The organism is Rhizobium oryziradicis, assembly GCF_001939045.1.
Taxonomy (GTDB): Bacteria; Pseudomonadota; Alphaproteobacteria; order Rhizobiales; family Rhizobiaceae; genus Allorhizobium; species Allorhizobium oryziradicis.
Map to the genome: position 1 here is coordinate 63,778 of NZ_MKIM01000018.1, position 23,533 is coordinate 87,310.

Sequence of the window (23,533 nt, forward strand, 5' to 3'; positions counted from 1 at the left end):
AAACCGGCGTTTGGGGAGATCGACTAAAGGTGAAATTCCACGATCTTTGGAATGCCCATGGCAACACGCCCCACCTGCCGCAGCCTCACCATGAGGTTCCGGGTCGCCTTGCCAAAATCGGCTGCCTGCTGGGCGGCAGTGTAAAGATAGACTGACTCGGACAGGCGGAGCGTGCGCAGCACGGTAAGGGTCTGCCCGTTCAAGATCTCCAACTGATAGGTCTCGGCATCTTCATCCGGGGGAATATCGGCAAGCGCCCAGTTATCGGCATTGATGCGTCCGCGCCGCAGCCATGTCAGGGCAATATCGCCGCTCACCATCCTTTGCGCACGCATATGTACCGGCGATAGCGGCGTCTCTGCCCGCATGCCACCGGCAAAGGTGAAAGGCCCGCTGGGCGCGAACGCGGTGCCTGCGGCCTCTGCAATCCAATTCAACGTCAGGCCAATTTCGGAGCTGGCGATATCCAGCGCCGTCACCGCAGCGTTGAGCGCGACAATTTCCGCGCCAGCACTTGCGCCCGCCATCATCGCATCCTCCGTGCCAAACAGCCCGCGCAACAGGCCAGTCAAGGACCAGCGGCCCGATGACACTTCCTCTGCACGCTCAAAGCCAACCACCTCCCAAACGCCATTGCTGGCCTTGATGGCCAGGCGGTTATCGCCGTTCAAAACCGCAAGCTTTGAGGCTGACGAAAAACTGCCGCTGACAAGCGTCACATCCAGCCGGTTGGCCCGATCAAACCGGCCAGAAACACCCTCCGCAAGCGGGCTATTGAGTTGGCCCACCGTGGCTGGCCCCTGCACCACCGCACGGGTGGCGTAGTTTTCGCGCTCGGCAGAGGAGGACAGCACAATCTTGCGCCATGGCTTGGCATAGGCGGCGACGCGCGCAAAGGTGCCCACATCGCCATCACTATAGCGCGGCAAATCCATCAACTGGATCAGAGGTGCAAACCCATCGGATGCCCGGCTGGACTGGACTTTCGCAGGAACCGCCACCGATGTCTGCACCGACACAGGAGCCGCCATTTCGCGCAGCTCAACGGATCGCCGGTCACTGTCGTCGATCCGGGTAATCAAAAAGCGCCCCGAAGGCCCGTTTGGCACATGCATGACATCGCCGGGCTGAAGGAAGAGATGATTGGGGCTGAGGGCCAATGTCACGCTTCGGCGCGACATGCGATGATCCCGCAACCGGCTTTCCACCAGCGCCAGACCTTGCGCCTCTTCCATCACGGCGGGCAGGCTGGTGGAAAGAAGCCTCGCGGATGCGCCCAGCACATGGCGTGAGCGGGCGCTGACCTCCTGAAAATCATTGCCGGGATCATAAAAGGTCAGCACCGCCTGCCCGGCATAATCCGTGCGGTCGCCTCTGCTTTCCACCCACAATGGTTCTCCATCCGCATCGACCAGCACCTCCGCAGGCGTTGCCACAAGACTTGCTGCATTGCGCGAGCGAAATTTGAGCTGCCCGCCATCTTCGATCACGTCAATCAGATAGGTGTCTAGCAGCGGCTCAATCAGCTGTCGCGCTGACGAAATATCGCCTTGCACATAGCCAGACAAATCACCTGTCACCGCCGAGACATCGTAATCATCAAAGCCGCAATCGTCCAAAATGGCGGCAATCACTTCGGCAACAGTGCCTGCCCCCAACCTGCCGTTCAGCCAATGGCCGGTGCGCCAATTGCTGCCATCGGCAAACAGATTGGTATCATAAGGAAAAGCCGGAAAGGGCCTGCTATCCCATGTCCAGACAAAAATGTGATTGGCATCCACCATGCCAGCCGGTGCGTTGCCCCCTTGCCAATAGCCAAGATGCGCGCTCAAAAACCTGCGCTGCATGGCATCCGAGCGCATGCCGGAAGAGAAATAGGGCAAGGCATTTTCCGATGATTTCGGATCGGGAAACACATTGGGTTGGTTGCCGGCCCGCTCCACAGCGGCGCAGCCCAGCTCGGTAAACCAGATGGGCTTGGCGCGGGGCCGCCATGCGGTGGGTGTGGAAAGCTCAGCGCCATTGATGCGGTTATAATGGGTGTTTTCCCACCAGCCCTGAATATCCTTATAGCGAAACACCCATGGCTTGCCCGCCAGCCCATCCGAAATGGCGGAGCGCTTGCGCAGCTTTCGATCGGCGGCGCTGGCATAATACCAGTCATAGCCCTCGCCTGCGGTGATCTGACGTTGCATGCCGCTCAGATCATCGGCAATGGCAAAACCATCGGGATTGGTGGCGGTAAAATCCGCATCATTCCAATCGGAGAGCGGCATATAATTGTCGATCCCCACCGCATCAATGGCGCTGGAGGCCCACAGCGGATCAAGGTGAAAGAACACATCGCCCGAACCATCAGCGGGATGGTAGCCAAAATATTCGCTCCAGTCGGCTCCATAGGTCAGCTTGGTGGCTGGGCCTAAAATGGCACGCACATCGGCTGCCAATTGCACCAGTGCCTCCACAAAGGGAAAGCGGTTCCACGTTCCGCGCAATGTGGTCAGCCCCACCAGTTCCGAGCCAATGATGAAGCCATCCACCCCGCCCGCCGCTTTGACCAGCAGCGCATAATGCAGCACAAGGCGGCGATAGCCCGTATCTGTTCCATGATAGGTAACGTTTGTGCCAGACACGCTGAAATCACTGGCCTGCGCGCTGCCCATGAAAGACGCAACAATGGCGTTCATATGTGCTGTTTTGTCGGGTGTTCCAGACTGGCCCGGTGCCGGAAAACAGGTGATGCGCCCCCGCCAGGGATAGGCCGCCTGCTGGCTTGCGCCATAAGGGTCCGGCAGGCCGTTGTTGGCCGCAATATCCATCATCAAAAACGGATAGAGACAGGTTTTGATGCCGCGTTTTTTTAGATCAACAATGGCCTCGACCACGCTTGCATCGTCCGGTGTACCGCCATAGGCCGGGCCACCTTGATTGCGGCTGACCAGCCGCGCCGCATCTCTAGCCATGCCCGACACGCTCCAGCTGCGGCTTTCGCCATCGCGCGCCACAACTTCCACCCCCGGCACCACCGCGCAATGATCGGCACGCAGGTCGGTGCCAAACCAGCTGACCACCAGCGCCACGGAAGACAGATTGGGACACAGCGCCTGCAATTCGTTCAGCGACGCTTCCCAATCGGTGGCAGCGACAAGCGTGTTGCGATTAAGCGAGCGGGCCGCTCCGGCACTGGTGCTTTCTGTTATCGCTGTTGTCGCATAGCCATGCTCGGTGGCACCCGGAATAATAGTGATAGCACGGATCTGGCTCTCAAGGGTTCCGCGCGGGCGCATGACCTCAAATTGCAACACCGGAATGCGATTGCCGTAAGTGTCGAGCGGCAGCCGCTCAAACACCACATAGGCCACGCCGCGATAGGCGGGCGCGTTGGCGCCACCTTGCTTGGCCGCAATCAGCGGATCAATGCCCTGACTTTCCGAGCCGGGGTAGAACCGCATGTCCACCGCGCTCAGATCCATCTCCTCGCCATCGGCCCACACCCGGCGAAGGCCCGCCACCGGCCCCTCGCACAGCGCCAGCGCAATATTGGCATAGTAATGATAGGTTTTGCTTTGGTTGCCGCTGGATTTGCTGCCCGAGCGCTCAGACGTCAGCGCTTCCTCAAAGCGAGTCGCCCAGATCAGTGAGCCGCCAATACGGGCGGTGCCATAGAGCCGGTTGAGGGCGGCCCCTTCGCTGGCCCCGCCAATCCGGGCAGTGGCAAGGCGCGCGCCCGTAACCGTTTTGCCGCCCAGCAACATGGTGTCCACCGCATTGCCCGCAAGCGCGCCAACAGCACGCCCCAGCATGGTGCCAACCGGGCCGAAAAGACTGCCAACGGCCGCACCTGCCGCCTGAAATACCACTGTGGCCATGTTTATCTCTCCGGAAAACGAAAACAGCCCGCGATGCGCCGCCGCCAGGCGGGCACCAGAGGTGAGCGGATCACCGCCGCCTGCTCATAGGCATGAATAAAATGCTGATCGGGGGCCAAAACCCCCAGATGCTTGGCGGCAAAATGAGGTTGAAAGCGAAACACCAGCAGATCACCTGGCTCTGCCACCTGCAGGTTTTCCAGCGGAATAAAATGCCGCTGTGCCGCCTCAAGCAAGCGCTCCTGCCCGGCGCGCTCGGCCCAATCGGGTGCATAGGCTGGCAGGTCTTCCGGTTCCTGGCCATACAATCCGCGCCATATACCGCGCACCAGACCAAGACAGTCGCAGCCAACCCCTTGCCTTGATGCCTGATGCCGATAGGGCGTGCCAATCCAGCCTTGCGCGAGGGCAAGGACGCGTGCGTTGATAGGGGTCATGGAACCTCAAGGACTGATCATCATGGGGGAAATGCTGGTGCGCAAACTACAGGTGCGCCTGTCATTTTGCGCAGGCCGCAGAGGAAAGCACTGAAATTAACCTTACACGTTAAATAGAAATCAATATTCTATTGATGTTCGCAAGTGTTACTTGACCCCACATTTGAATTGGTGGACAAACAATCGCGCAACGAAGAGCTGTGTTGCTATCATTTTGAGAACGCTGACATTCGGTGTGATCACGTCCAAGAAAAACAGGAGACAGTCGTGCTCAAAACGGCAATTCGGGCGATCCTGCCTGAACAGGTCTATGATACACTGCGGCGCGCCAAGCAGAATTTTATGACGCGCCGTTTTTCAAGCTATGTCAGCGAACACAATTACGGCGGCTATCGGCTGAAAGTGCTGATCGCCGATCCCATCGGTGCCGAATGGTATGACCATGACGAAAGCGCCATGCCCGAGATTGACGAGCTGAAACGCTTTGACCTGACGGGCAAGACCGTTTTTGATCTTGGCGCGCATCAATGCGTTATCGCCATGCTTTTGGCCCAACTGACGGGAAAAGCTGGCCGGGTGATTGCGGTGGAAGCAAACGCCCATAACCACAAAGTCTCCTTGCAAAACCTGGCCACCAACCAGTTTGACAATGTCACCTGCGTGCATGGTCTTGTCTCTTCTGGCAAGTTGGACATCGCCATTGACGGCGGTTTGAATGGCCGCGCGCGACGGGCCGATAGCACAACGCCGAAGCTGAAAGTGCTGACCATTGATGATATGACACAGCTCTATGGCGCGCCCGGCCTTGTGCTGCTCGACATTGAGGGCCACGAAATCGAGGCTCTGAGCGCCGCCACAGAAACCCTGAAAGATCCCCACTGCCATTGGCTGGTGGAGCTGCATGGCGATGCGGATCTGGCAGATTATGGCCACAAGAACAGCGACATTTTCAAATTCTTCCCCACCACGCTGTTCAAGCCGGTTATTCTCGACACCAAGGCGGGCCATTTTCTGCCATTGGCACCGCAAGACCTGCCGCACGAGCGCTGCCATATCGTTTTTGAACGCATCGCGTGAGCTTAGGAACAAGCAAAGTCTGATCACGGCATAGAGAAAGGTGTCGATGCCATTTACAAATTTCGCTTACCGTTCTTTGGTTCCCTGCACATTATACGGTCTGGATACCATCAGAGAAAGTTACCCTGATGACAAGAGCTGTTGAAATATTGCTTTATACTCTTCATCCAGGAACCAGCGACGCGTTCCATACGCTCATGACGAACGTGAGCGTTCCGTTGCACGAGAGCGCTGGTATTGATGTGGTCACTTACGGAAAGTCCGAGCACGACCCCGATGCTTATTATCTGATCCGGGCTTATGATAACTTGCATCACCTTGAAGCGACACAAGAGGCTTTCTACAAGAGCGATGCTTGGAGAAATGGACCACGCAGCGAGATTATAGCCCGCATTGCCACCAGTCTCAAATCGGTCATAGACATGCGTGCCGAGGCCGTTGACGCACTCCGCCGGAATAGAGATTTGAAGCTTATTTAAACAGCGGCGAGCCATCATGCGCCACTTGTCCGCTGACATAGGAATAGGCAAAGTCTGATCCCGGCATATGGGGAAAGCCGCGAAAATTGGCGGCGTTAGTGAAGGTGTCGCGACAGGTGGCAAAGCTTTTGTCGCAACCGATGCTGAGGGTCAGCCTGTCGCCCGCAGCAAGGGCAACATCCAGCGGCAGCCAAAGGCTCAAGATGGTGGTGCCAGCACTTGTGCGGCTGGTTTCGATATCGGCGACAACGCCCGTCTCGGCTCCGCTTGTCACCGTGAGCCCGCCATAGCGGAAATGATCGTCGCTATAACCCTCGATGCCGGATACCGTGATGCGGTCGCCACTCTCCATGGTCACAACGGTTGCGCTGACGCGCCGGCCCGCCACGCTCATATTCACGCCGCAGCGGGCATCGCCCAGGCTGGCATCGCAGCGGCGGCCAAAGGTGCGGCCCTGCTCCTGATTGAGCTTGGCGGTAAAGCTGCGCAATTCTGCGGTAAATTGGCCCGTCTGGCGTTTGACCTCGCCCATTTCCTGCACTTTCAGCAGCAGATATTGGCTGGGGTCTTGCCAGTTGACGCGGTAGACCTCAATGCGCGCGCCATCATAGCGCCCGGCCATCAAATCCACTTCCGTGATGACCTCAGAGGAAAATGCCCCCGCCACCTCGGAGGATGGGGCTGCAAGACCGGTTTCGGCTTCCGCATCGCTGGCCGAAAAGCCACTGGCGGCGTGACATTGCGTGCCCAGCAGGGTCAAATCCCGATCATGATCGGTAAAGCCTAACACCATTTGATCGGTGCGGATCACCCGCCAGCAGGTGCACAGCGTTGTGGCATCCCCTGCGAGATGGGCGGCCAAAGCATCGGGGATCACTCTCATGTAACAATCTCCAGCAGCGGAATGGAGGGAATGCGACCAGCGTTAAAGGCTTCCAGGTTGATCTCGATCCGGTCAGTGTCAAAGCGCACCGGTACGTCAAACTCAAAGCCCGCCCGGATCACAGAACCGGACGTAGGAATATTGTCCTGAGAAAACGTCACCACGCCGGTTGTCGCATCACAGGCGAAGGCAGCGCTTGGCACAGCAACGCCATTGACCGACAATGTCACCGTGCCTGCCACGGGCTTGGTGATGGTGCGGCTCCAACCGGCCGCCTCATCCCCATAGGTTTTGAGCAATTGGAACCGCGCGTTCACGCCATTGCCGATACCAAGGGCCTGATCAAACGCGGTGATGGCCCGGCCCGGTCGAGAGGAGGTAAAATCCAGCGGATCACGAAAGCGAAACCCTCTGAGTTGGCCGCTACGCGCTTCAAAAAACTCCAGCACCGTATAGAGATCGCTCAAGGATTTGACGCCGGAGCCTGCATCATAGCTGCGGCGTGAATTGGCCCAGCGCTGGTTTCGTGCCTCGCGGCCATTGGACAGGTTGACAATATCGGTGCGCCGCACCGGCCCGCCGCTGGTGGACAGCGACACACGCAGCGGAAAGCGCACCTCGTGAAAGGCTGCGGTCATAACATCTCCTCATAGATTGCGCTGGCCGCCTCTGACCGTGCGGGCCAGCATGGCCGAGATCTGGCCCTGGCTTTTCTTGAAGCTTGCGGCATCCTGCGCCGTGACATTGAAATTCACTTGTGTCGCACCACCGCCGCCTTGGGTGGCAACGCCCAGGGAGCCATCCGCCCCGCGTTTTAGCGGCAAAATCGCCTCGCTGCCCGCCTCGCCCATCAGCCCGGTGTTGCCGCCATTCATGCCAAAATAGGTCGGGCTGGAGACAATGCCGCCATTGGCAAAGGGCGTAACAGACCCCGGCACCCCGCCCTTCTCAAAGGCAAACAGCGAGCTGATGCCAGACGACAGGCCGGAGGTAGCGCTTGATGTCAGCGATGACAGCGCCGATTGCAAAGGCTGCAAACCAGATGAGAGCGAGATATTGGCAAGCTGGGTGCCAAGTGATTTCAGTGTGCTTTCCAGCCCGTCACCACCGGTTGTGGCACTTTTCAAGGCGCTGGTGAGGGCCGAGCCAAAGCTTTTCGAGCGCGTTTCCAGATCATCCAGCACCTTGGTGGCGCTGGTGGCATCCAGATTGAGAGACATAGACAGGCTTTCATCATCAGCCATCAGCTTCCTCTTTCTGATCAGGGTAAAGCGCCATCAAGGCGGCAAGGTCAGCGCGGCCAAGTCCTGCGGGTGCGGGTTTAAACGCTCCGCTCATGGCTGCGAATTCACGGGGGGTTAGCGCCCAAAACAATCTGGGGTCCAGCCGCAGCAGGCAAAGGCCCACGTGCATCACCATCTCCCACGGAAAGGGAGAGGGCTCTGACAGGCATTTGTGACCGGCTGCGGGTTTAGAAGCATCGGAGCGATGCTCTGGGGTTTGAGATGTGCATCGGATTGCTCCGAAAACCGGTTCCCACTTTTCGGTCCGATGCACTACGGGTTTGCGGGGGCCGCCTCCTGCGCCGCCCCAAAGGTCACCAACAGCAGCGAGCGGACAACATCAATGCTGGCCGCAAGCCCGCCTTCCATGCACATATCGCTCACATCATCATCGGAGCACTCATTGCCGCCACCGCGCAGGGCGGCCGCCAGAATGCGGATCAGGTCGCGGCTGGAAAGCTTGCCCCGTGAGAACCGATCGGCCAAATCCGCCAGACTGTCGGCGGCAAAGGCCGTTTCCAGCTCTGCCAAAGCGCCGAGCGTGAGGCATAAAATACGGCGTTCGCCGTCAATCACCGCTTCCACTTCGCCACGGCGGCGGTTGGCGCGGGCAATCGCGGCTCCGGTCATCACACGCCCCCTCATGCTGACACCTGAAAGCTGATTTCACCCGCCGATTCCAACGCGATGTCGAATTTCAACTCACCATCATGCTCGCCGGAATAATCCAGCGCCGTGACCTGAAACAGGCCGGAGACCAAACCAAACCCCGGAATCACCACCTGCCATGTCAAAATGGAGCCCGCAAAAAACGCCGCCCGCACCAGTTCATCAGACGCCTGATCCTTGAACAAACCCGCGCCCGACAAAGACGCCCGCTTGGTTCCAGAGCCAGCCAAAAGCTCGCGCCAGCGCCCGGCGCTCTCCGCATCGGTCACATCCACCGTCTGGGTGTTGAAAGCCAGCTTGCGTGAACGCAAACCCGCAACCGTTTGATAATTTGGGCCATTTTCGATCTTCAACAGAAGATCCTTACCCCGTTGGGCAACCATAATGATGCTCCTTTTGATTATTAATGTTTGAAAGTGCGCTGATGGCCTGCATGGGATAAAGCTTAACCCTGACCGTCACCCAATCTTCACAAAACAAGCCTTGGCAAACGATCGAATACAGTACAAAACATGAACTATTGCCGCAGGAATAGCTTCATGACACCAGCACGCGTGCGCCTGATTTTCATGCTGTCGATCAGCCAGATTTTTGGCTGGGGCACATCGTTTGACATGCTGGGCGTGCTTGGTCGCACCATCGCCGCAGACCTTGGCATGACCACCGAGATCGGCTTTCTCGGCATGACGGTGATGATGTTGATCATGGGCTTTGCCGGCCCTCTCAGCGGTCGTCTTTTGGAAAAATATGGAGCCGCCAGCGTTATGGCCGCAGGCTCCGTGGTGTTTGCCAGCGGCTTGGCGGTGTTGTCGCAAGCCCATGAACCCGTGGCGTATTTTGCCGCTTGGGTCACGCTCGGCATCGCTGGTACGCTATCCCTCAGCGTGCCCTGCTATACCGCTGTGGTGGAACGCGAAGGCGCATCAGCCAAAAGTACGATTGGCCTCTTGATGATTTTCACCGGCCTGTCTCCCACCATCTGCTGGCCCCTGGCCAGTTGGCTGAACGGCCTGTTTGGCTGGCGCGAAACGCTGCTGATGGCCGCCGGTTTTCATCTGCTGGTGCTGGCCCCTCTGCATCGGTTTGGGCTGCCTTTGATCGAGACAAGATCACACGCGGCACAGGCCGCTGCCGATCAGGAACCCCTGCAGCTCAGCGCCGGACAACAGCGGCTAGCCGTGCTTGCCCTTGCGGTGATTAGCGTTGGCTTCAGTGGCCTCACCTTTGGCATTTCCTCTTCCCTGATTGAAATGATGAAACAGGCCGGGGCAAGCCCGGCGCTGGCACTGCAATTGGGCTCTTTTCGGTCTGTACTGGGCATTTCTGCTCGCGCCGCCGATACGTTTGCGGGCAAGAGGACCTCGCCTATGGCCTCTGGCCTTGCCGCAACCGGGCTGATCATTCTTGGCTTTCTGGCACTGGCCCTTGGCAATGGCTCAACGGTGATGCTGGGTCTGTTCATTGGCGCTTATGGCCTTGGGTCCGGCCTGTCTGCCATTTCGCGCACCGTGCTGCCGCTCAGCTTTTTCTCGGCCAGCCGCTATGCAGGGATTTCCGCAAGGCTTGCGCTGCCCAGCAATATCAGCACCGCCCTTTCACCCGTGCTGGTGGCGGCTCTTCTCGATCGCGGTGGCCTGCCAATGGTTCTTGTCCTGACGTTGATGGTCGGGGCAACTGTGCTTGTGGCATTGATCACGCTGGTGATGATTGCCAAAAGCAGCAACCATGCGGTGGCATGTCGCGCTCAATTGGGCTCCGTTGAACGATAACGCGCATGCTTGAACTGAGAATAAAGCTTAGGTCCCGATAACCACCCGAAACTGCACCTCCGCCAGATAAAGCGCGGTCTTGACCTCGCGGCGGCTAACCGTTTTGACATGCACGATGGACACAAGACTGGCTTGAGCCAGCGCCAGATCCGCATCGTGCAGCAGATTGCGCAGCAGATCGGCCAAGACTTCCACCTCGCGGCGGCTGGTGGATGACCACGCCTGGAGTGTGACGAAACATTCCAGCAAACCATCGCCATCGGTGGAGAGATCCTTGCTCTCCACATCGCCCACCATCAGATAGGGCTGAGCGGTGCGGTGCAGGTGGCGATCCTTCATGCCGTCATTGCCGATGATGCCCAGCACAGTGGTATTTTGCAGCAACGTGCCGGTGATGGCGCGCAGCAGGCTATTGACCGGACTGGTCATCGGCACCCTCCTCATTTTGGTTTTCCTGCGCGCGTTTTGCCAAGGCGCGCTTGGCGGCCTCTTCAGCCATGCGCCGCAAGGTAGCCGCGAGATCGGCACCGGTGAGGGAAAACGTCATGCTCATGCCAGCTCCTCCGCGCATTCCAGCAGCATAAACCGCTGGCTTTCATCCGGGTCGCGCCAGCTTTGCAGGGTGAAAATCCGCGTGCCCTTCGCAAGCCGCCATCCCCGCGCCAAATCCGGGCGATAGCGGATGGTGATCGTGTGGGTGACGGTGGCAATCTCCGCAGGCCCCTGCTCATCACGGCGGGTGGTTTGCGGCTCGACATGTGCCCAGAGTGTCGCCACATTCTGCCAGCTGCGCTCAACACCGCCCTGCCCATCGCTGCCCTCCACCGGCTGTTGCAGGATAAGCCGCGCACGGAGTTTCCCCGGATCGGGCATGGTGAAAGCTGCCATCACAGTCTCCTTCGGCAGAAGGGGGCAATCAGCCGTTCATAGCCGAGCGGCAAAACGGCGGGCTGATCGGCAATTGAGACCACACCGCGATAGGCATACATGGCCGCCACATGCAGGCTTAATGCCCGGCGCAAGGTATCGGGTACCTCGGTTACGGTGCGGTAGCCTGCGGTAAAATCAATCTCGATGCCATTGATGGGACGCCCCGGCAGCGGTGGATTGCGCAGCCACAGCCGGGCTGGCCGCGCCTGCCCATCCAGCAGATGATCTTGAAGCGATGCCTGAACAGGCTGGCCGTTTTCATCGTAAACCGTGACAGTATCAATGGTTTGCACCGGAGTTTTCGCAAGCTGAATCACCTCGCTGTCTGGCCAGTCATCCAGGTAAAGCCGCAATGTCTGCGTCATCAGGCAAAGGCCGGTCTCGGCTTCCAGATGTTGGCGCGCAGTAGTGATCAGGCTGGCGAGAAGGTCGTCTTCGTCATTGGTATCGATTTTCAGCTGGGCTTTGACTTCAGTGAGCGTCAGCGGCTCCGCCGTTGGCGGCGTGAGGGTGGTCGTGGTCATGGTGGTCTCCGGGAACGTTGGAGCGCGTGATTCACCCCCTCTGCCTTGCCAGGCAGAGGGGGTACCCCAGCGAATGCCTTAAATTATTGAAACAAATTAATTGGCCGCAAACTTGATCAGCTTGATCGCTTCAAAATTCTGCACACCGCCGCCCACGCGTTTGGTGGTGTAAAACAGCACATAAGGCTTGGCCGAATAGGGGTCGCGCAGCACCCGCACGCCTGTGCGATCCACCACCAGATAACCCGCCTTGAAATCGCCAAAAGCAATGGAAAAGGCGTTCGCGGCAATATCGGGCATGTCCTCGGCTTCCGCGATGGGAAAGCCCATCAGCGATGCCTGCTGGCCGGGGCCTGCTGGGGGTAGCCAGAGATAATTGCCATCCGCATCCTTGAACTTGCGGATTTCGCCCTGGGTTTTGCGGTTCATCACAAAGGTGCCGTTCTGGCGGTGAGCAGCCTTGAGCGCATAGACGGTATCCAGCAACACATCGGATGGACCGGAGCTGGCAAAGGCACCCGCCGCACCCGAGGCCTTATAGCCAAGACTGCCCCAGGCCCAAGCATTATCGGCAACCGTGTTATAGGCCAAAAAGCCCTTGGGCTTGTTGGTGCCATCGCCCAACACAAAGGCTGTGCCTTCCTGCTCGGCAAAGGCAATGTCCACCTCGCCGGCAATCCACGCTTCCACATCCACCGCCGCATCATCCAGCAGTGATTGCGTGGCGGCGGGCATGGCGTAAAGTTCCATGGTGGGGAAGGACAGTTCGGTGAGTTGCGGCGTGTCGGTCTGTGGGCGGGCCGCCGTGTCCGCTACCCAGCCGGAGGCCATGCCTGCCGGGGCAAAGGGCTTTTTCAACACCGCCCCAGACACCTGCCGCACGGTGGCCAGGCCACGAATGGGCGAGATGGAGGCAAGGCGACGGCCAATTTCGCTATCGGTTTCATCCGGCACCAGATAGCCGCCATCGCTGGATGTGGCCATGGCCTTGGCTTCCAGATCCCGCAGTGCCGTCTCATCACCCCGGCGGATATAGGCGTCAAAGGCGGCCTTACGCTCTGCCGTTTCAAGGCTCACGGCCCCGCCCCGGCCCAGAGCGGGTCGCAGCTTTTTCAGCGCCAGTTGGTCAATCACGCGAGCCTGTTCATCCATGGCCTTGTTGATGCGCTCCACCTTGTCGCGGGTGATGACATCAGAGGTTAATTTCTGCTCGATTTCACCGAGACGTTGATCATTGGCCTGTTTGAACTCGCTGAACGCCTCCATGAACTCGTCAAAGGCGGCGGTCATGGTTTCCGGGATTGCTTTGATTTCTGGTGCTGGATTTTCATGTGTGCTCATAGACTTATCCTCTTTTGAAGTTTGCGGTTGCCATTGCCTTCGCTGCCCGGCGCATTGCACGGATCAGCTCGGTTTCCTTGTCGCGGTAAAACCGCTGGTTTTTGACGTTTGAGACCCGCGCCGAGGGGGCCATGGGAAAGGTGACCACCGAGATTTCCCAGAGATCCGCCTCCAGAATGCGGCGAATGCCGGTCTTGCCCTCTTGCCGGGCCTTGACCGTTTGAAAGCCGATGGACAGGCCATCGAGTGCGCCGCTTTTCATCAGCGCCCGCACCTCTTCGGCGCGTTTGACACCGGGCGACAGACGGCCCTCAACATAAAGACCGCGCGCATCTTCCTTCAGCGTGGTCCACACGCCAATCGGTTGGCTGGGGTCGTGCTGGTAGAGCATACGAATGCCCGCCGCCCCGCGTGTTGTCAGCGAATTGTGAAAGGCCCCCGGCTCGATCATGTCGCGGCCCAGATCGACCTCGCCGAACACGCTGGCATAGCCGCTGAACGTGCCATCACCGCCCATATCGGCCAGTGTCAGATCTGCAAATTTGCGCACAAGCCGTCCCGGCCCGCGGTAAGCGTGCATGACATTCTCCTTGATATTTGAGATAATTAGAGGCCGCTCTTGGAGCCGTATTTGCCCGCCAGCCGCGACAGCGCGCCCAGCACCCACCAAGCCATCAGGCTGGCCATGGTGGCTCCGGCCAAGATGATCTCAGCGCCAGACAAGCCCTCGACAACATCCAGCTGGCGCGCCAGCCATTGGCCGGTGGGGGCTGCAAAAATCAGCCCGAAGGCAAGGCCGGTGAAAAACCGGCTGGCCGCTTCGCGCCGACTGTGCGGCAAAAGATAAATCAGCGAGATGGCAGCCCCCGCCACGGCCCCGCAAACCCGCGCCCCCCACAAAGGTGCTTCGGGGGTGAAGTCACTCATTTTATTAACCTTTTCTCGCTATGATTGCTGAAGATGCAATTTGCAATTGTTCTGAAATGCACGGAATGTGAATCAAATGAATCCCTTGAGAGCGAATGCTCGCAGAGTGATTCAATAGGTTGATGTTTTGGGTGAAGGACTTGAGAAATTGAGTCAGGTGGTGGTGGATGTGTTTGGCATCGATGTGTGCCGCTCACCCCCTCGTAAAATGCCCCTACCCCACCCCATAGCCCACAGCCTGCCGCTTTTCCTCATCACTGAGAAAGCTCGCCGCCCCCACCCGCGCCCACAGCGCATCGCGCTCCGACGACAGGCCTTCCACCTGATCGAGATCCGGCCGCAATTCCAGCGCCTCGCCAAAAGCATCCGCCAAAAAGCCCGACAGGCTGGCAGCCGTGCGGCGCAACAGCGGCAGCACGGTGAGGCGATAGAGCGCCCGGTTGGCCTCCTGATAATTGGCATAGGTATTGTCGCCGGGAATGCCGAGCAGCATGGGCGGTACGCCGAGCGAGAGGGCAATGTCGCGCGCAGCCCCGTTTCTCGCATCGACAAAATCCATATCGCGCGGCGTCAGGCTCATGGCTTTCCAATCCAGCCCGCCTTCCAGCAACATCGGGCGGCCTGCTTGCATGGGACCGGAATAGCCCTGTTCCAGCTCTTCTTTCAGCCGCTCATATTGCTCGGGCGGCAGGTTGCCGCCCTCTTTGGGCTGGTAGACCAAGGCGCCGGAAGGACGGGCTGAATTGTCCAAAAGCGCCTTGTTCCAGCTGGCTGCTGCATTGTGCAGATCGAGTGCGGCATGGGCAGACGCCAGCGGCGCATAGCCAATATTATCATCGAGCGGATGGAACAGCCTGAAATGCAGGATCGGTAATGGTTCACCATCGGCTGGAATGCGCTGGCTGGTGCCATTGGCGCGATAATCATAGGCAACCGGCCAGCCATCCGGCCCTTCCACTACGCTCACCCGATCTGGCCGCAGCAGATGCAGTTCCATCAACCGCCCGCCCAGCCACAGGGGCCGAAGGTACGCATTGCCCGACAACAACAGATGCCCATAGAGCATTTCCAGAAAATCCACCCCGGTTGCGCGGGCATTGGGTTTAGTCAACAGGGCAAGCGCCGGATGGGTGCTCAGTTCCCGATCACCATCATAGGCCAGAAGCGGCACAGCCGCCGCCGCTTCAGTCACCAACCGCACGGCCCGGTGCGCCACCGGATTGCCCATAAACCCGCCGCGCGACAACGCCGCATAAGACCGGCCCATGCCGGACCCTGTGACACCCGACATCAGCATGGCCAAACCACCACGCGACGGCTTGGTGCCTTTGCTCTGCGGGAGCGCAGCATCGGCCCGCCTGAGGCCTGAAAAAGCACGCGGCAGACGAAAAGAAGACAGCATGATGTTCTCCTGAAAATGATAGTCTTGAAGCAATAATGGCAAGGCTTACGCCTGCAACGCCGCCAAAATTACCTTGGCATGTCCGGCCACTACGTCAGCGCGGTCCAGCCCATTGACGATGCGTCGGGCATTTTGCCAATCAGCGCGCTCGCCTTGAAAATAGTGGCCAAGCTTGCGGCCTGAAAACAGGCCATCGCGCATGCCCACCACCAGAATATCGGCAGAGATAGCAAGCTCCATGGCCTGCGCCGGATCGGTGATCAGGTCTATCCCCAGCGCATCGCTCATCACCTGATAATTGCGCTTGAAGGTCAGCTGCACAAAGCCGCGACCAAACCAGCTTTTGCCGTCTGCATCCTTGCGCCAATAGGGTTTGCTCACCTGCGGCAAACGTCCGGCCTGAAACGCATGGTCCAGCCGCGCAATGGCCTGATCATCGCTTGCCGCCAAGGTTTCGCGCACCGGCGTTAATCGCCCCGCCGTTTCATGGAAAGCCGTGGCCAGCACATAAGCCAATTGCTGTTTGTCGTCGGTGTTGCCCAGCTTGTTCCAGCTGGCCACAATGGCATTGATGCCATCCACCTGGGCTTGGCTGATCTTGCCGCCCAGAAGCGTGCGGCGAAGATGGTTGAAAAAGTCCTGCTGTATCGTTGCATTCATAAACACATCGCTCTTCATATATGAGGGGGAGTGAGGCGCGCTTGCTGTCGCAAAACTGAAATGAACCCGAAAAAAACTTGGAATTTAAATCGGTTAAACAAAATTCAATCGTTTAACGAAGCCAAGGTCGATATTTACAAAAGTTTAAGCCTGTGGAACTTATCGGCGCGACGCCAGTTATAGGCAGCGCAACAGATAACCTTGCCATGATGGCAATGATGACAGGAGACGTGAGATGGACGCCAAGAGCAGCACCCACATCAGCAATGTGATCGTAGAAGCCAAGAAGACCATTCCGAGCCATATCGTTGAGCGCCTTGAATCCGAATGGCGGCAGATGCGCCAACCGGCACCTCAGCCCGCTCAGGCTTCCAAATAATCAGGCTGGCAAGGATTTTAGGGCGTTTTCTGCAAATGCCCGGCCATCGCAAATACCCGGCCATCAAAGTGTGCGAATGCGCGGCTCACCAGTGCCTTCCAAAAGCAAGGCCGTGAGCGCCCAGACCAGGGCATCCAGCCGGTCGGGTGAGCGGCCACTGGACAGGCCATCCGGGCCAAAGTCGCACATTTGATCTTCGAGATCGCTCATGCGGGCCGCGTGTAAAACGCGGCCCTGCTCATACAAAGCCGCCACCGGTTCGGCCCGCAAAAACTTGCCGCGCGTGGCCCGCACCATGCGAATGGGCAGATTGGCATCCACGCTTTTCAACAGTGCCCCCACCATTTCGCCGCCCTGATTGACCTCGGCCACAATGCGATCTGCCTCAAACCGTCGATAGGCCCGCACCACCGCTGTCGCCCAGCCAGCAGGGCTTTCACCCGTCACCGAGCAATCGGCCAGCACCACGGCACGCCCCACGCGGTCTAGCCCCGCCACCACAATGCCGCAGACAGAATGCGCGCCCGCACCGGACGGCGGATCAACTCCGATGACAATGCGACCCAGCGGTTCTTTTTGCCGCACGGTCAGCGCCTCCAACTGATCGCGCCGCCAAAGCGCATCGTCGCGATCCTCGATCAGCTCGCCATCCAGCTCTTGCCGCCCTAGCCGCGTGCCGCCATAGCGCACTTGCAACGCCTCGATAAAACCGGGGGCCAGATTGCCGGCATTGCCAAAGGTGGAGAGCTTTGACAATCGCGTGCCGGGATCACTCAACAGGCGTTTCAAAATCGGCACCGGGCGCGGCGTGGTGGTGATCACCTGCCGGATATCGGTGCCCAATCGGAGCGCAAATTGCAACATGTCATAGGTTTCTTCAGCGTGTTTCCATTTGGCAATCTCATCGCACCAGGCATAGTGAAATTGTGGTCCGCGCAGGCTTTCCGGGTCTTCCGAGGAAAACATTTGCGCAACGGCACCATTGGGCCACACCAGCCTGCGCCGCGAAATCTCCACCTCTGGCCGCTTATGGCGGGCAATGCGGGCAATGCCCGAAAGCCCATCCACCATCACCTCACGGGCATCGCCCAGAGTTTCGGCCACCAGCGCAATGCGCAAATCCGATTTCTCACCGCGTGAGGCAATGGCGTGAATCCACTCTGCCCCGGCCCGCGTTTTGCCAGAGCCGCGCCCGCCCATCAGCAACCAATTACGCCACGCCCCGTCTGGCGGGGCCTGTAGCGGATGGCGCAGCAGCGCCCAGCTTTGCGCCAGCCGACGCAGGGCGGTCAGTTCCAGCGCATCGAAAACATCCATGGCCGCCGCCGGGGCATGAGATGCAACCTCTATCGCCTCTGGCCGCACGCCAATGTGCTGCACCAGATCGGCCCCGACATCGCGTATCGCCAGCACCGTCTGGCGCAAGTTTTCAATCTCGCTGCGCAGCCCCTGCAAACTTGCGCCGCCCTCTTGTACACGTGCCAAAAGGGCCGAGGGAGCCGTGCCCGAATTCAGGTTTTTTCGTTTTCCGCTCACACCATCCCCCTTCGCTTCATCGTGCAACGCAGATCACGAGGGCGGCGGATCGCAGCCCGCCGTCTGTGCCGCGCGCGTCCACTCCGCCAACAGCATTTGCGCTTTGGCATCTGCCTGCTGATCCACCAGCGCCAGCAGCCGGGACTGTGCCCGCTCCAGGGTTTCATGGTCGCCCTCTGCCCGCTCCTCCTCCGCTTCACGGTCGCGCATCAACTGGCGCTGCAGTGCATCGACTTTCTCAAGTGTGCGCACAATCACCGACATGGCGTCCGAGGCGGCCTTCAAATCGGCCCGTGCCAGCTTGACTGCTGCATCATCATCGCCGCGCATCAGGGCTTCTGCCCCCTCGCGCAACAATCGAAACTGCTCAAACTGGGCGCGCATTTCCTGCGTCAGATCGTTCAAGAGTGCTGCGAAATGGGCGTTCAGGCGGGCCAGATCAGCGGATTTGATTTCCAGTCCCTCAACAGCACCGTGCAAAGCGGGTGTCGGCCAAAAGCCAAACAGGGAAAGATCAACCGGGTTCATGCCCCAACCTCCTCAACGAAGACATAAAAAAAGGCCCACAAAGTGGACCTTTCAAAACTGTCATTGTGTCCGTCATCTGCTGCAAACTTGCCGTTTGCCGCAGTTTTCCGACTGTATAGAAACTCTATCAAACCACCGTGACGCCGTCAAGGACTTTTTTCCTAAAAAGGAATATTTCCTTATTAAGCCGCACCGCCGAATTGTTCCCACGCTCCCATGGCGTCGGCAGCATACATGGCAGAAGGCCCGCCGCCCATGTAAATCGCCGTTCCCAAAGTCTCGACAAATTCAGCCCGTGTGGCTCCCAGCTTGATCAGCGCTTCGGTGTGAAAGCCAATGCAGCCATCGCAACGGGTGGCAATGGCAATGCCGAGAGCCACCAACTCCTTGGTCTTTTTATCCAGCGCGCCCGGCTTGGACGCTCCTTGCGCCAAAGCAGAGAAACCCTGCATCACATCAGGAATATCTTTACGCAAGGTGCGCAAATGGCCGCTGATCCGGCGGGTGGTATCGGGATAGGACTTGCTCATGATTCAGGTCTCCACAGACAGGTTCGCGTGTAACACTGAAAACATATAGGAAACGCTATGAAACAGAATGCAAGCGAAACAACCGCCTTGCGACAAAATGGATCAGGCTGATTTGATGAGTGTCAAGAAGATAGCCAGATCAATGGCTTGCCGTTGTCTCCCTCGCCTCGGAAAGACCAAAGCAGATAAAGCTTTGGTCTGAAAACTGGGAACCGGTTTACGGAAAATTCGATGCGCAAACACCAATCTAAAGCTTCACGGCAGAATGTGCGCACGCCACAACCAAAAGGTGAACCTGCGGGCCGATGCCAAGATAAGGAAGCAGATTTATGAAGGATTATACGGCAACAGGGGTGTAGCCAGCCTCGCGAATGGCGGTTTGCGCCTTTTCAGCGTCACCTTCCACACGCACGTGGTGCCGGGGCAGATCAATCGTAACGGCTGCTCCGGGCAGGTTTTCAGCCAAGGCCTCGCGCACCGCGCGCTCGCAATGACCACAGGTCATATCTTCAACGTAAAATTCGCTGACATCAGCCATGGGACAACAAACTCCTTTTGCGCATTGTCGCCCTTTTGCGCAAGATCCGCCGCAGAAGGTCTGCTTGACAAGAACAAAGTCAAGCGTCCAACGGAAGCGGGCGGACCGCCATCACAAGGTTACAAACTGCGCACAACTTCCAAAACAGCCCCACCCTCATCGGTATTGGTGCCATGATCAGCCGTTCCCGACAGATTATCAAGAATTGGGCATTCTGGCCGATTGCCGGTCTGGCAATGATCCACAAGGTTTTTCAAGGTGTCGGCCATGGCGCGCATGGCTTCCATCTTTTCCTCAAGCTCCTTGAGATGGTCCAGCGCAACAGCGCGGACATCGTCATTCTTGCGCGAGGTATCGCTCCACAGTCCAAGGAGTCGTTCTGTTTCTTCCAACGAAAATCCAAGAGTACGCGCTCTGCGGACAAACCGTAGGCGGTGCACTTCGTTATCCCCATAAACCCGGTAGTTACTAGAGGTGCGTCGCTCAGGCATAACCAGCCCGATTTCCTCATAATAACGGATCATTTTCGCGGAAACGCCGGATGCCGCTGCGGCCTCTCCGATATTCATTGCACGTCCTTCCTGCACAGCAACCAAAGATAGTAAATGCCTTAAATCTGCACTTTTAATTCTTTGCCACAATTAGTGTTAACTATCAATATATCCGACCCGAATGAGCCTAAAAAACATTCATCAACTTCACAATATATTGAATAAAAATTAAGCTATATAAAACAGCTAGCCAGATTTTGCCCAAAAACGGGCAGTGCCCGCCTTATTTTGTGGATCAATAGCAACATTCCGCAAACAAACAGTTTATGTCTTCCAATTTGGCAGCACATTGCAACCTGAACAAAATCAGGATGTCGACGCGCATGGATCGCAATTGAGAAAACTGATTCTTTTCTCGCCTGCCCCGCTATCGACCTGTGTTCACGCCAGGCACAACCCTGCCTATGGTGTGTGTCCGGCACTGTCATCCAATACGGTCAGCGGCCAATCACAGAGATAGTCTTCAAACTCATCCACCGAGACATCATCTTCGCTGACGGTGCGGCCTTTGGCCGAAATTCCGGCCTGATGCACGGTATCGGGATCGCCTGACACCAAAGGGTGCCACCAATAGAGATCGTGCCCTTCATGCACCAGCCGATAGCCACAGCTTGGCGGCAACCAGGAGAGGGTTTCCACCTGATCGGGAGTCAACTGAATGCAATCGGGCACGGTTGCCTTGCGGTTGGGATAATCCTTGCACTGACAGGTTTCGCCATCCAGCAGCGTGCAGGCAACGGAAGTGAAAAACACCTCACCGCTTTCCCAATCCTCCAGCTTGTTGAGACAACAGAGACCACAGCCGTCACAGAGATTTTCCCACTCCACGGTGGTCATCTCGGCCAGACTCTTGGTTTTCCAATAAGGTTCGGTGCTCATCATTATCCTCAGCGGGCCGATCCCGCCTCTCTTCTCACTATAGCCCAAATTGGTTGCAATCTGGAATGTTTCACGACGTGGCCGTTGATCGCGCCTATGATGGACCCACGCCATGAGCGTTGAGAGATTTTAAGTCAAGCTTTGCAGTTTAAAGCATGGTGGGATAAAGACTGACTTCCGGCTTATGTCGGCAGCCTGCAACGGACAGCGCAGAAACGATGAAAAAGCGGCATATTTTCCTCAAGATCGATGCGTGGCTCGATTCGACCCTTTATAACACCCGCTTTCGGCTGGCCGAGTTCTGGGAAGAGCTGACGATTTTCTTTCGCCGTTTTCGCATGCGTGGCTGGAAGAAGATGCTGTTTGAAGTGCTTGGCGAATGCATGACATGGGGCACTGTCGGGGCCGTTTTGCTGCTGGCTCTGGCCATGCCCGCCTTTCAGGAAACGGTGAAAGACTGGCGCAATCGCGGTGATTTTGCCGTCACCTTTCTTGATCGTTACGGCAATGTCATTGGCCATCGCGGCATTATCCATGAAAATTCCGTGGCTTTTGCCGATCTGCCGGACAATCTGATCAAGGCGGTGCTGGCCACGGAAGATCGGCGGTTTTTCAGCCATTTCGGCATCGATTTCATTGGCCTTTTCAGAGCCTTGAGCGAAAATGCGCGTGCTGGCGGCGTGGTGCAAGGCGGCTCCACCCTCACCCAGCAATTGGCAAAGAACCTGTTTTTGACCAATGAGCGCTCCATTGAGCGCAAGATCAAGGAAGCTTTTCTCTCGCTGTGGCTTGAGGCAAACCTGTCCAAAAAGGAGATCCTGTCGCTCTATCTTGACCGCGCCTATATGGGCGGCGGCACGTTTGGCGCAGCCGCTGCCTCGCAATTTTACTTTGGCAAGAGTGTGCGCGACATCAATCTGGCCGAGGCCGCCATGCTGGCGGGTCTGTTCAAGGCACCAGCCAAATATGCACCCCACGTGAACTTGCCCGCCGCCCGTGGCCGCGCCAATGAAGTGCTGAGCAATCTGGTGCAAAGCGGCTTTATGAGCGAAGGACAGGTGATTGCCGCCAGACGCAACCCGGCCACCGTGGTGGACCGCGCCGAGCAGGAATCGCCGGATTTCTTTCTGGATTGGGCCTTTGATGAAGTGCAGCGGCTTGGTACCCGCTTTCCTGAGCGCTCGTTGATTGTGCGCACCACCATCGATCCCGGCCTGCAAAAAGTGGCTGAAACAGCAGTCAGCAACACGCTGCGCGACTATGGTGAGCAGTATAATGTCAAGCAAGGTGCCTTGGTGACCCTTGAAAACGGCGGTGCGGTGCGCGCCATGGTGGGCGGCAGCGATTATGGTGAAAGCCAGTTCAACCGTGCCACTCGCGCCCTGCGCCAACCCGGCTCGTCCTTCAAGATCTATACCTATGCGGTGGCCATGGAAGCCGGATTGACACCCGACAGCACCATTGTCGATGGCCCTCTCAGCTGGGGCAACTGGAGCCCGCACAATTACGGCAACAGCTATGCGGGCAAGGTGACACTGACCACAGCGCTGGCCAAATCGATCAACACGGTTCCGGTACGGCTAGTCAAAGACCGCCTCGGCATTGATTCCGTTATCCGCATGGCCAAGCTGATGGGGGTTGAAACCCCCATTCGCAAGGATGCCACCATTCCGCTGGGCACCTCCGAAGTCACTATCATGGATCAGGCCACCGCCTATGCCGTGCTGCCCGCAGGCGGCATGCAATCGCGCCGCCATGGCATTGATGAAATTCTCGATTATCGTGGCGATGTGCTCTACAATTTCGAGCGCGATGCCGAGCCTGCACGACGCGTGCTGACCCAGCAGGCTGATGATTACATGAACCAGATGCTGACCAAAGTGCCCTATATCGGCACGGGCAGAAAAGCTGCCCTAGACGGCATTCTCACAGCCGGAAAAAGCGGCACCACCCAAGCCTATCGCGATGCATGGTTTGTGGGTTTTACCGGCAATTTCACCACCGCCGTGTGGTTTGGCAATGATAATTACACCTCCACCAACAATATGACGGGCGGATCGCTTCCCGCCATGACCTTCAAAACCGTGATGGATTATGCCCACCAAGGCATTGCCATCCGCCCGATTCCCGGGGTGCTGGAGCCTGCTGTTACCGTGGTCAAGCCGGTCAAACCAACCAAGGATATGGAGCAAAACACCGAAACCACAGCCTTTGTGCGGCCTCGTAGCCTCTCGGTTCAAACAACGGCCTTGTTGCGCGATCTTGCCACCATGTTCACCGAAGCCAAGCCATTTTCAGCGCCAGAAAAGCAGCAGACGTTAAACTGATCGCATCTTTGCCCT

The 23,533-nt window shown here is 57.9% G+C and carries 28 protein-coding genes; 5 read left to right on the plus strand and 23 right to left on the minus strand.

Features of this window, described 5'->3' with window-relative positions:
* Window positions 1-23: 23 nt before the first annotated feature.
* Both BJF95_RS01070 and BJF95_RS01075 read right to left on the minus strand, forming a co-directional pair.
* Window positions 24-3,869, minus strand: coding sequence for a baseplate multidomain protein megatron (locus tag BJF95_RS01070; RefSeq protein ID WP_075637595.1), 3,846 nt, complete (start codon window positions 3,867-3,869; stop codon window positions 24-26).
* A gap of 2 nt (window positions 3,870-3,871) precedes the next feature.
* Complete coding sequence (locus BJF95_RS01075) at window positions 3,872-4,306, minus strand: NlpC/P60 family protein (protein WP_075637596.1); 435 nt, start codon at window positions 4,304-4,306, stop codon at window positions 3,872-3,874.
* Window positions 4,307-4,573: 267 nt separating this feature from the next.
* On the opposite strand from BJF95_RS01075, the gene BJF95_RS01080 reads away from it, so the two are divergent.
* Both BJF95_RS01080 and BJF95_RS01085 read left to right on the plus strand, forming a co-directional pair.
* Window positions 4,574-5,383, plus strand: coding sequence for an FkbM family methyltransferase (locus BJF95_RS01080; RefSeq protein ID WP_139317354.1), 810 nt, complete (start codon window positions 4,574-4,576; stop codon window positions 5,381-5,383).
* A 128-nt stretch (window positions 5,384-5,511) separates the two neighbouring features.
* Window positions 5,512-5,862 carry an NIPSNAP family protein gene (locus BJF95_RS01085; RefSeq protein WP_075637598.1) on the plus strand — a complete coding sequence of 117 codons (351 nt, stop codon included), beginning with the start codon at window positions 5,512-5,514 and terminating at the stop codon, window positions 5,860-5,862.
* Here the strand turns inward: BJF95_RS01085 and BJF95_RS01090 are convergent.
* The 6 genes from BJF95_RS01090 to BJF95_RS01115 form a co-directional block, all read right to left on the minus strand.
* On the minus strand, window positions 5,855-6,745 hold the full coding sequence (locus tag BJF95_RS01090) for a DUF2163 domain-containing protein (RefSeq protein ID WP_075637599.1): 891 nt from the start codon (window positions 6,743-6,745) through the stop codon (window positions 5,855-5,857). The two genes, BJF95_RS01085 and BJF95_RS01090, sit on opposite strands and share 8 nt — an antisense overlap.
* Window positions 6,742-7,383: a DUF2460 domain-containing protein gene (locus BJF95_RS01095; protein WP_075637600.1), complete on the minus strand. Its 642-nt coding sequence runs from the start codon at window positions 7,381-7,383 to the stop codon at window positions 6,742-6,744. Before BJF95_RS01095 ends, BJF95_RS01090 begins: the two co-directional genes overlap by 4 nt.
* A gap of 9 nt (window positions 7,384-7,392) precedes the next feature.
* On the minus strand, window positions 7,393-7,989 hold the full coding sequence (locus BJF95_RS01100) for a phage tail tape measure protein (RefSeq protein WP_075637601.1): 597 nt from the start codon (window positions 7,987-7,989) through the stop codon (window positions 7,393-7,395).
* Window positions 7,982-8,194 carry a rcc01693 family protein gene (locus tag BJF95_RS01105; RefSeq protein WP_280950428.1) on the minus strand — a complete coding sequence of 71 codons (213 nt, stop codon included), beginning with the start codon at window positions 8,192-8,194 and terminating at the stop codon, window positions 7,982-7,984. The genes BJF95_RS01100 and BJF95_RS01105 overlap by 8 nt, the downstream gene beginning before the upstream one ends.
* A gap of 107 nt (window positions 8,195-8,301) precedes the next feature.
* Window positions 8,302-8,658 (minus strand): gene transfer agent family protein, encoded by a 357-nt coding sequence (locus BJF95_RS01110; protein ID WP_139317355.1) that lies wholly within the window; start codon window positions 8,656-8,658, stop codon window positions 8,302-8,304.
* An 11-nt stretch (window positions 8,659-8,669) separates the two neighbouring features.
* Window positions 8,670-9,080 carry a phage major tail protein, TP901-1 family gene (locus tag BJF95_RS01115; protein WP_075637604.1) on the minus strand — a complete coding sequence of 137 codons (411 nt, stop codon included), beginning with the start codon at window positions 9,078-9,080 and terminating at the stop codon, window positions 8,670-8,672.
* Between the two features lie 156 nt (window positions 9,081-9,236).
* Here BJF95_RS01115 and BJF95_RS01120 point away from each other — a divergent pair, with 156 nt between their 5' ends.
* On the plus strand, window positions 9,237-10,466 hold the full coding sequence (locus BJF95_RS01120; protein WP_175577174.1) for an MFS transporter: 1,230 nt from the start codon (window positions 9,237-9,239) through the stop codon (window positions 10,464-10,466).
* 27 nt (window positions 10,467-10,493) lie between these two features.
* On the opposite strand, the gene BJF95_RS01125 is transcribed toward BJF95_RS01120, so the two are convergent.
* The 9 genes from BJF95_RS01125 to BJF95_RS01160 form a co-directional block, all read right to left on the minus strand.
* A complete protein-coding gene (locus BJF95_RS01125) occupies window positions 10,494-10,895 on the minus strand; it encodes a DUF3168 domain-containing protein (RefSeq protein WP_075637606.1) in 402 nt (133 codons plus the stop codon).
* Window positions 10,876-11,019 carry a hypothetical protein gene (locus tag BJF95_RS23960; RefSeq protein WP_175577175.1) on the minus strand — a complete coding sequence of 48 codons (144 nt, stop codon included), beginning with the start codon at window positions 11,017-11,019 and terminating at the stop codon, window positions 10,876-10,878. Before BJF95_RS23960 ends, BJF95_RS01125 begins: the two co-directional genes overlap by 20 nt.
* On the minus strand, window positions 11,016-11,354 hold the full coding sequence (locus BJF95_RS01130; RefSeq protein ID WP_075637607.1) for a phage head closure protein: 339 nt from the start codon (window positions 11,352-11,354) through the stop codon (window positions 11,016-11,018). The genes BJF95_RS23960 and BJF95_RS01130 overlap by 4 nt, the downstream gene beginning before the upstream one ends.
* Entirely contained in the window at window positions 11,354-11,920 is a 567-nt protein-coding gene (locus BJF95_RS01135; RefSeq protein ID WP_075637608.1) for a head-tail connector protein, read from the minus strand. Before BJF95_RS01135 ends, BJF95_RS01130 begins: the two co-directional genes overlap by 1 nt.
* A 96-nt stretch (window positions 11,921-12,016) precedes the next feature.
* The gene (locus BJF95_RS01140; protein ID WP_075637609.1) at window positions 12,017-13,261 is read right to left on the minus strand and encodes a phage major capsid protein; all 1,245 of its coding nucleotides are present in this window, start codon (window positions 13,259-13,261) and stop codon (window positions 12,017-12,019) included.
* Between the two features lie 4 nt (window positions 13,262-13,265).
* On the minus strand, window positions 13,266-13,841 hold the full coding sequence (locus BJF95_RS01145) for an HK97 family phage prohead protease (RefSeq protein WP_075637610.1): 576 nt from the start codon (window positions 13,839-13,841) through the stop codon (window positions 13,266-13,268).
* A gap of 26 nt (window positions 13,842-13,867) precedes the next feature.
* A complete protein-coding gene (locus tag BJF95_RS01150) occupies window positions 13,868-14,188 on the minus strand; it encodes a DUF6107 family protein (RefSeq protein ID WP_075637611.1) in 321 nt (106 codons plus the stop codon).
* 214 nt (window positions 14,189-14,402) lie between these two features.
* Complete coding sequence (locus BJF95_RS01155) at window positions 14,403-15,590, minus strand: phage portal protein (protein ID WP_075637612.1); 1,188 nt, start codon at window positions 15,588-15,590, stop codon at window positions 14,403-14,405.
* A gap of 45 nt (window positions 15,591-15,635) precedes the next feature.
* Window positions 15,636-16,250: a glycoside hydrolase family 19 protein gene (locus tag BJF95_RS01160; RefSeq protein ID WP_075637613.1), complete on the minus strand. Its 615-nt coding sequence runs from the start codon at window positions 16,248-16,250 to the stop codon at window positions 15,636-15,638.
* Window positions 16,251-16,485: 235 nt separating this feature from the next.
* On the opposite strand from BJF95_RS01160, the gene BJF95_RS23965 reads away from it, so the two are divergent.
* Window positions 16,486-16,629, plus strand: a complete 144-nt coding sequence (locus BJF95_RS23965; RefSeq protein ID WP_175577176.1) for a hypothetical protein — start codon at window positions 16,486-16,488, stop codon at window positions 16,627-16,629.
* Between the two features lie 63 nt (window positions 16,630-16,692).
* On the opposite strand, the gene BJF95_RS01165 is transcribed toward BJF95_RS23965, so the two are convergent.
* The 6 genes from BJF95_RS01165 to BJF95_RS01190 all read right to left on the minus strand — a co-directional run bounded on the left by BJF95_RS01165 (window position 16,693) and on the right by BJF95_RS01190 (window position 21,191).
* Complete coding sequence (locus BJF95_RS01165; RefSeq protein WP_075637635.1) at window positions 16,693-17,946, minus strand: DNA-packaging protein; 1,254 nt, start codon at window positions 17,944-17,946, stop codon at window positions 16,693-16,695.
* Between the two features lie 252 nt (window positions 17,947-18,198).
* Entirely contained in the window at window positions 18,199-18,693 is a 495-nt protein-coding gene (locus BJF95_RS01170; protein ID WP_075637614.1) for a hypothetical protein, read from the minus strand.
* A gap of 182 nt (window positions 18,694-18,875) precedes the next feature.
* Window positions 18,876-19,223 (minus strand): carboxymuconolactone decarboxylase family protein, encoded by a 348-nt coding sequence (locus tag BJF95_RS01175; RefSeq protein WP_075637615.1) that lies wholly within the window; start codon window positions 19,221-19,223, stop codon window positions 18,876-18,878.
* A 337-nt stretch (window positions 19,224-19,560) separates the two neighbouring features.
* Window positions 19,561-19,761, minus strand: a complete 201-nt coding sequence (locus tag BJF95_RS01180; protein WP_075637616.1) for a heavy-metal-associated domain-containing protein — start codon at window positions 19,759-19,761, stop codon at window positions 19,561-19,563.
* A gap of 119 nt (window positions 19,762-19,880) precedes the next feature.
* Window positions 19,881-20,330: a Cu(I)-responsive transcriptional regulator gene (cueR, locus tag BJF95_RS01185; protein ID WP_075637617.1), complete on the minus strand. Its 450-nt coding sequence runs from the start codon at window positions 20,328-20,330 to the stop codon at window positions 19,881-19,883.
* 384 nt (window positions 20,331-20,714) lie between these two features.
* On the minus strand, window positions 20,715-21,191 hold the full coding sequence (locus tag BJF95_RS01190) for a YcgN family cysteine cluster protein (protein WP_175577177.1): 477 nt from the start codon (window positions 21,189-21,191) through the stop codon (window positions 20,715-20,717).
* Window positions 21,192-21,409: 218 nt separating this feature from the next.
* Here BJF95_RS01190 and BJF95_RS01195 point away from each other — a divergent pair, with 218 nt between their 5' ends.
* Entirely contained in the window at window positions 21,410-23,518 is a 2,109-nt protein-coding gene (locus BJF95_RS01195) for a transglycosylase domain-containing protein (protein ID WP_083638633.1), read from the plus strand.
* The last annotated feature ends 15 nt before the right edge of the window (window positions 23,519-23,533 follow it).

Bases quoted from the DNA above. Each gene is read 5' to 3' on its own strand.
- BJF95_RS01125 (WP_075637606.1), bottom strand. From the start codon at position 10,895: ATGACCAGTCCGGTCAATAGCCTGCTGCGCGCCATCACCGGCACGTTG.
- BJF95_RS01150 (WP_075637611.1), bottom strand. From the start codon at position 14,188: ATGAGTGACTTCACCCCCGAAGCACCTTTGTGGGGGGCGCGGGTTTGC.
- BJF95_RS23965 (WP_175577176.1), top strand. From the start codon at position 16,486: ATGGACGCCAAGAGCAGCACCCACATCAGCAATGTGATCGTAGAAGCC.
- BJF95_RS23960 (WP_175577175.1), bottom strand. From the start codon at position 11,019: ATGAGCATGACGTTTTCCCTCACCGGTGCCGATCTCGCGGCTACCTTG.
- BJF95_RS01195 (WP_083638633.1), top strand. From the start codon at position 21,410: ATGAAAAAGCGGCATATTTTCCTCAAGATCGATGCGTGGCTCGATTCG.
- BJF95_RS01135 (WP_075637608.1), bottom strand. From the start codon at position 11,920: ATGACCACGACCACCCTCACGCCGCCAACGGCGGAGCCGCTGACGCTC.
- BJF95_RS01155 (WP_075637612.1), bottom strand. From the start codon at position 15,590: ATGCTGTCTTCTTTTCGTCTGCCGCGTGCTTTTTCAGGCCTCAGGCGG.
- cueR (WP_075637617.1), bottom strand. From the start codon at position 20,330: ATGAATATCGGAGAGGCCGCAGCGGCATCCGGCGTTTCCGCGAAAATG.
- BJF95_RS01095 (WP_075637600.1), bottom strand. From the start codon at position 7,383: ATGACCGCAGCCTTTCACGAGGTGCGCTTTCCGCTGCGTGTGTCGCTG.
- BJF95_RS01110 (WP_139317355.1), bottom strand. From the start codon at position 8,658: ATGACCGGAGCCGCGATTGCCCGCGCCAACCGCCGCCGTGGCGAAGTG.
- BJF95_RS01070 (WP_075637595.1), bottom strand. From the start codon at position 3,869: ATGGCCACAGTGGTATTTCAGGCGGCAGGTGCGGCCGTTGGCAGTCTT.
- BJF95_RS01130 (WP_075637607.1), bottom strand. From the start codon at position 11,354: ATGGCAGCTTTCACCATGCCCGATCCGGGGAAACTCCGTGCGCGGCTT.
- BJF95_RS01145 (WP_075637610.1), bottom strand. From the start codon at position 13,841: ATGCACGCTTACCGCGGGCCGGGACGGCTTGTGCGCAAATTTGCAGAT.
- BJF95_RS01115 (WP_075637604.1), bottom strand. From the start codon at position 9,080: ATGGTTGCCCAACGGGGTAAGGATCTTCTGTTGAAGATCGAAAATGGC.
- BJF95_RS01165 (WP_075637635.1), bottom strand. From the start codon at position 17,946: ATGGATGTTTTCGATGCGCTGGAACTGACCGCCCTGCGTCGGCTGGCG.
- BJF95_RS01090 (WP_075637599.1), bottom strand. From the start codon at position 6,745: ATGAGAGTGATCCCCGATGCTTTGGCCGCCCATCTCGCAGGGGATGCC.
- BJF95_RS01170 (WP_075637614.1), bottom strand. From the start codon at position 18,693: ATGAACCCGGTTGATCTTTCCCTGTTTGGCTTTTGGCCGACACCCGCT.
- BJF95_RS01190 (WP_175577177.1), bottom strand. From the start codon at position 21,191: ATGAGCACCGAACCTTATTGGAAAACCAAGAGTCTGGCCGAGATGACC.
- BJF95_RS01075 (WP_075637596.1), bottom strand. From the start codon at position 4,306: ATGACCCCTATCAACGCACGCGTCCTTGCCCTCGCGCAAGGCTGGATT.
- BJF95_RS01160 (WP_075637613.1), bottom strand. From the start codon at position 16,250: ATGAATGCAACGATACAGCAGGACTTTTTCAACCATCTTCGCCGCACG.
- BJF95_RS01175 (WP_075637615.1), bottom strand. From the start codon at position 19,223: ATGAGCAAGTCCTATCCCGATACCACCCGCCGGATCAGCGGCCATTTG.
- BJF95_RS01180 (WP_075637616.1), bottom strand. From the start codon at position 19,761: ATGGCTGATGTCAGCGAATTTTACGTTGAAGATATGACCTGTGGTCAT.
- BJF95_RS01120 (WP_175577174.1), top strand. From the start codon at position 9,237: ATGACACCAGCACGCGTGCGCCTGATTTTCATGCTGTCGATCAGCCAG.
- BJF95_RS01085 (WP_075637598.1), top strand. From the start codon at position 5,512: ATGACAAGAGCTGTTGAAATATTGCTTTATACTCTTCATCCAGGAACC.
- BJF95_RS01100 (WP_075637601.1), bottom strand. From the start codon at position 7,989: ATGGCTGATGATGAAAGCCTGTCTATGTCTCTCAATCTGGATGCCACC.
- BJF95_RS01140 (WP_075637609.1), bottom strand. From the start codon at position 13,261: ATGAGCACACATGAAAATCCAGCACCAGAAATCAAAGCAATCCCGGAA.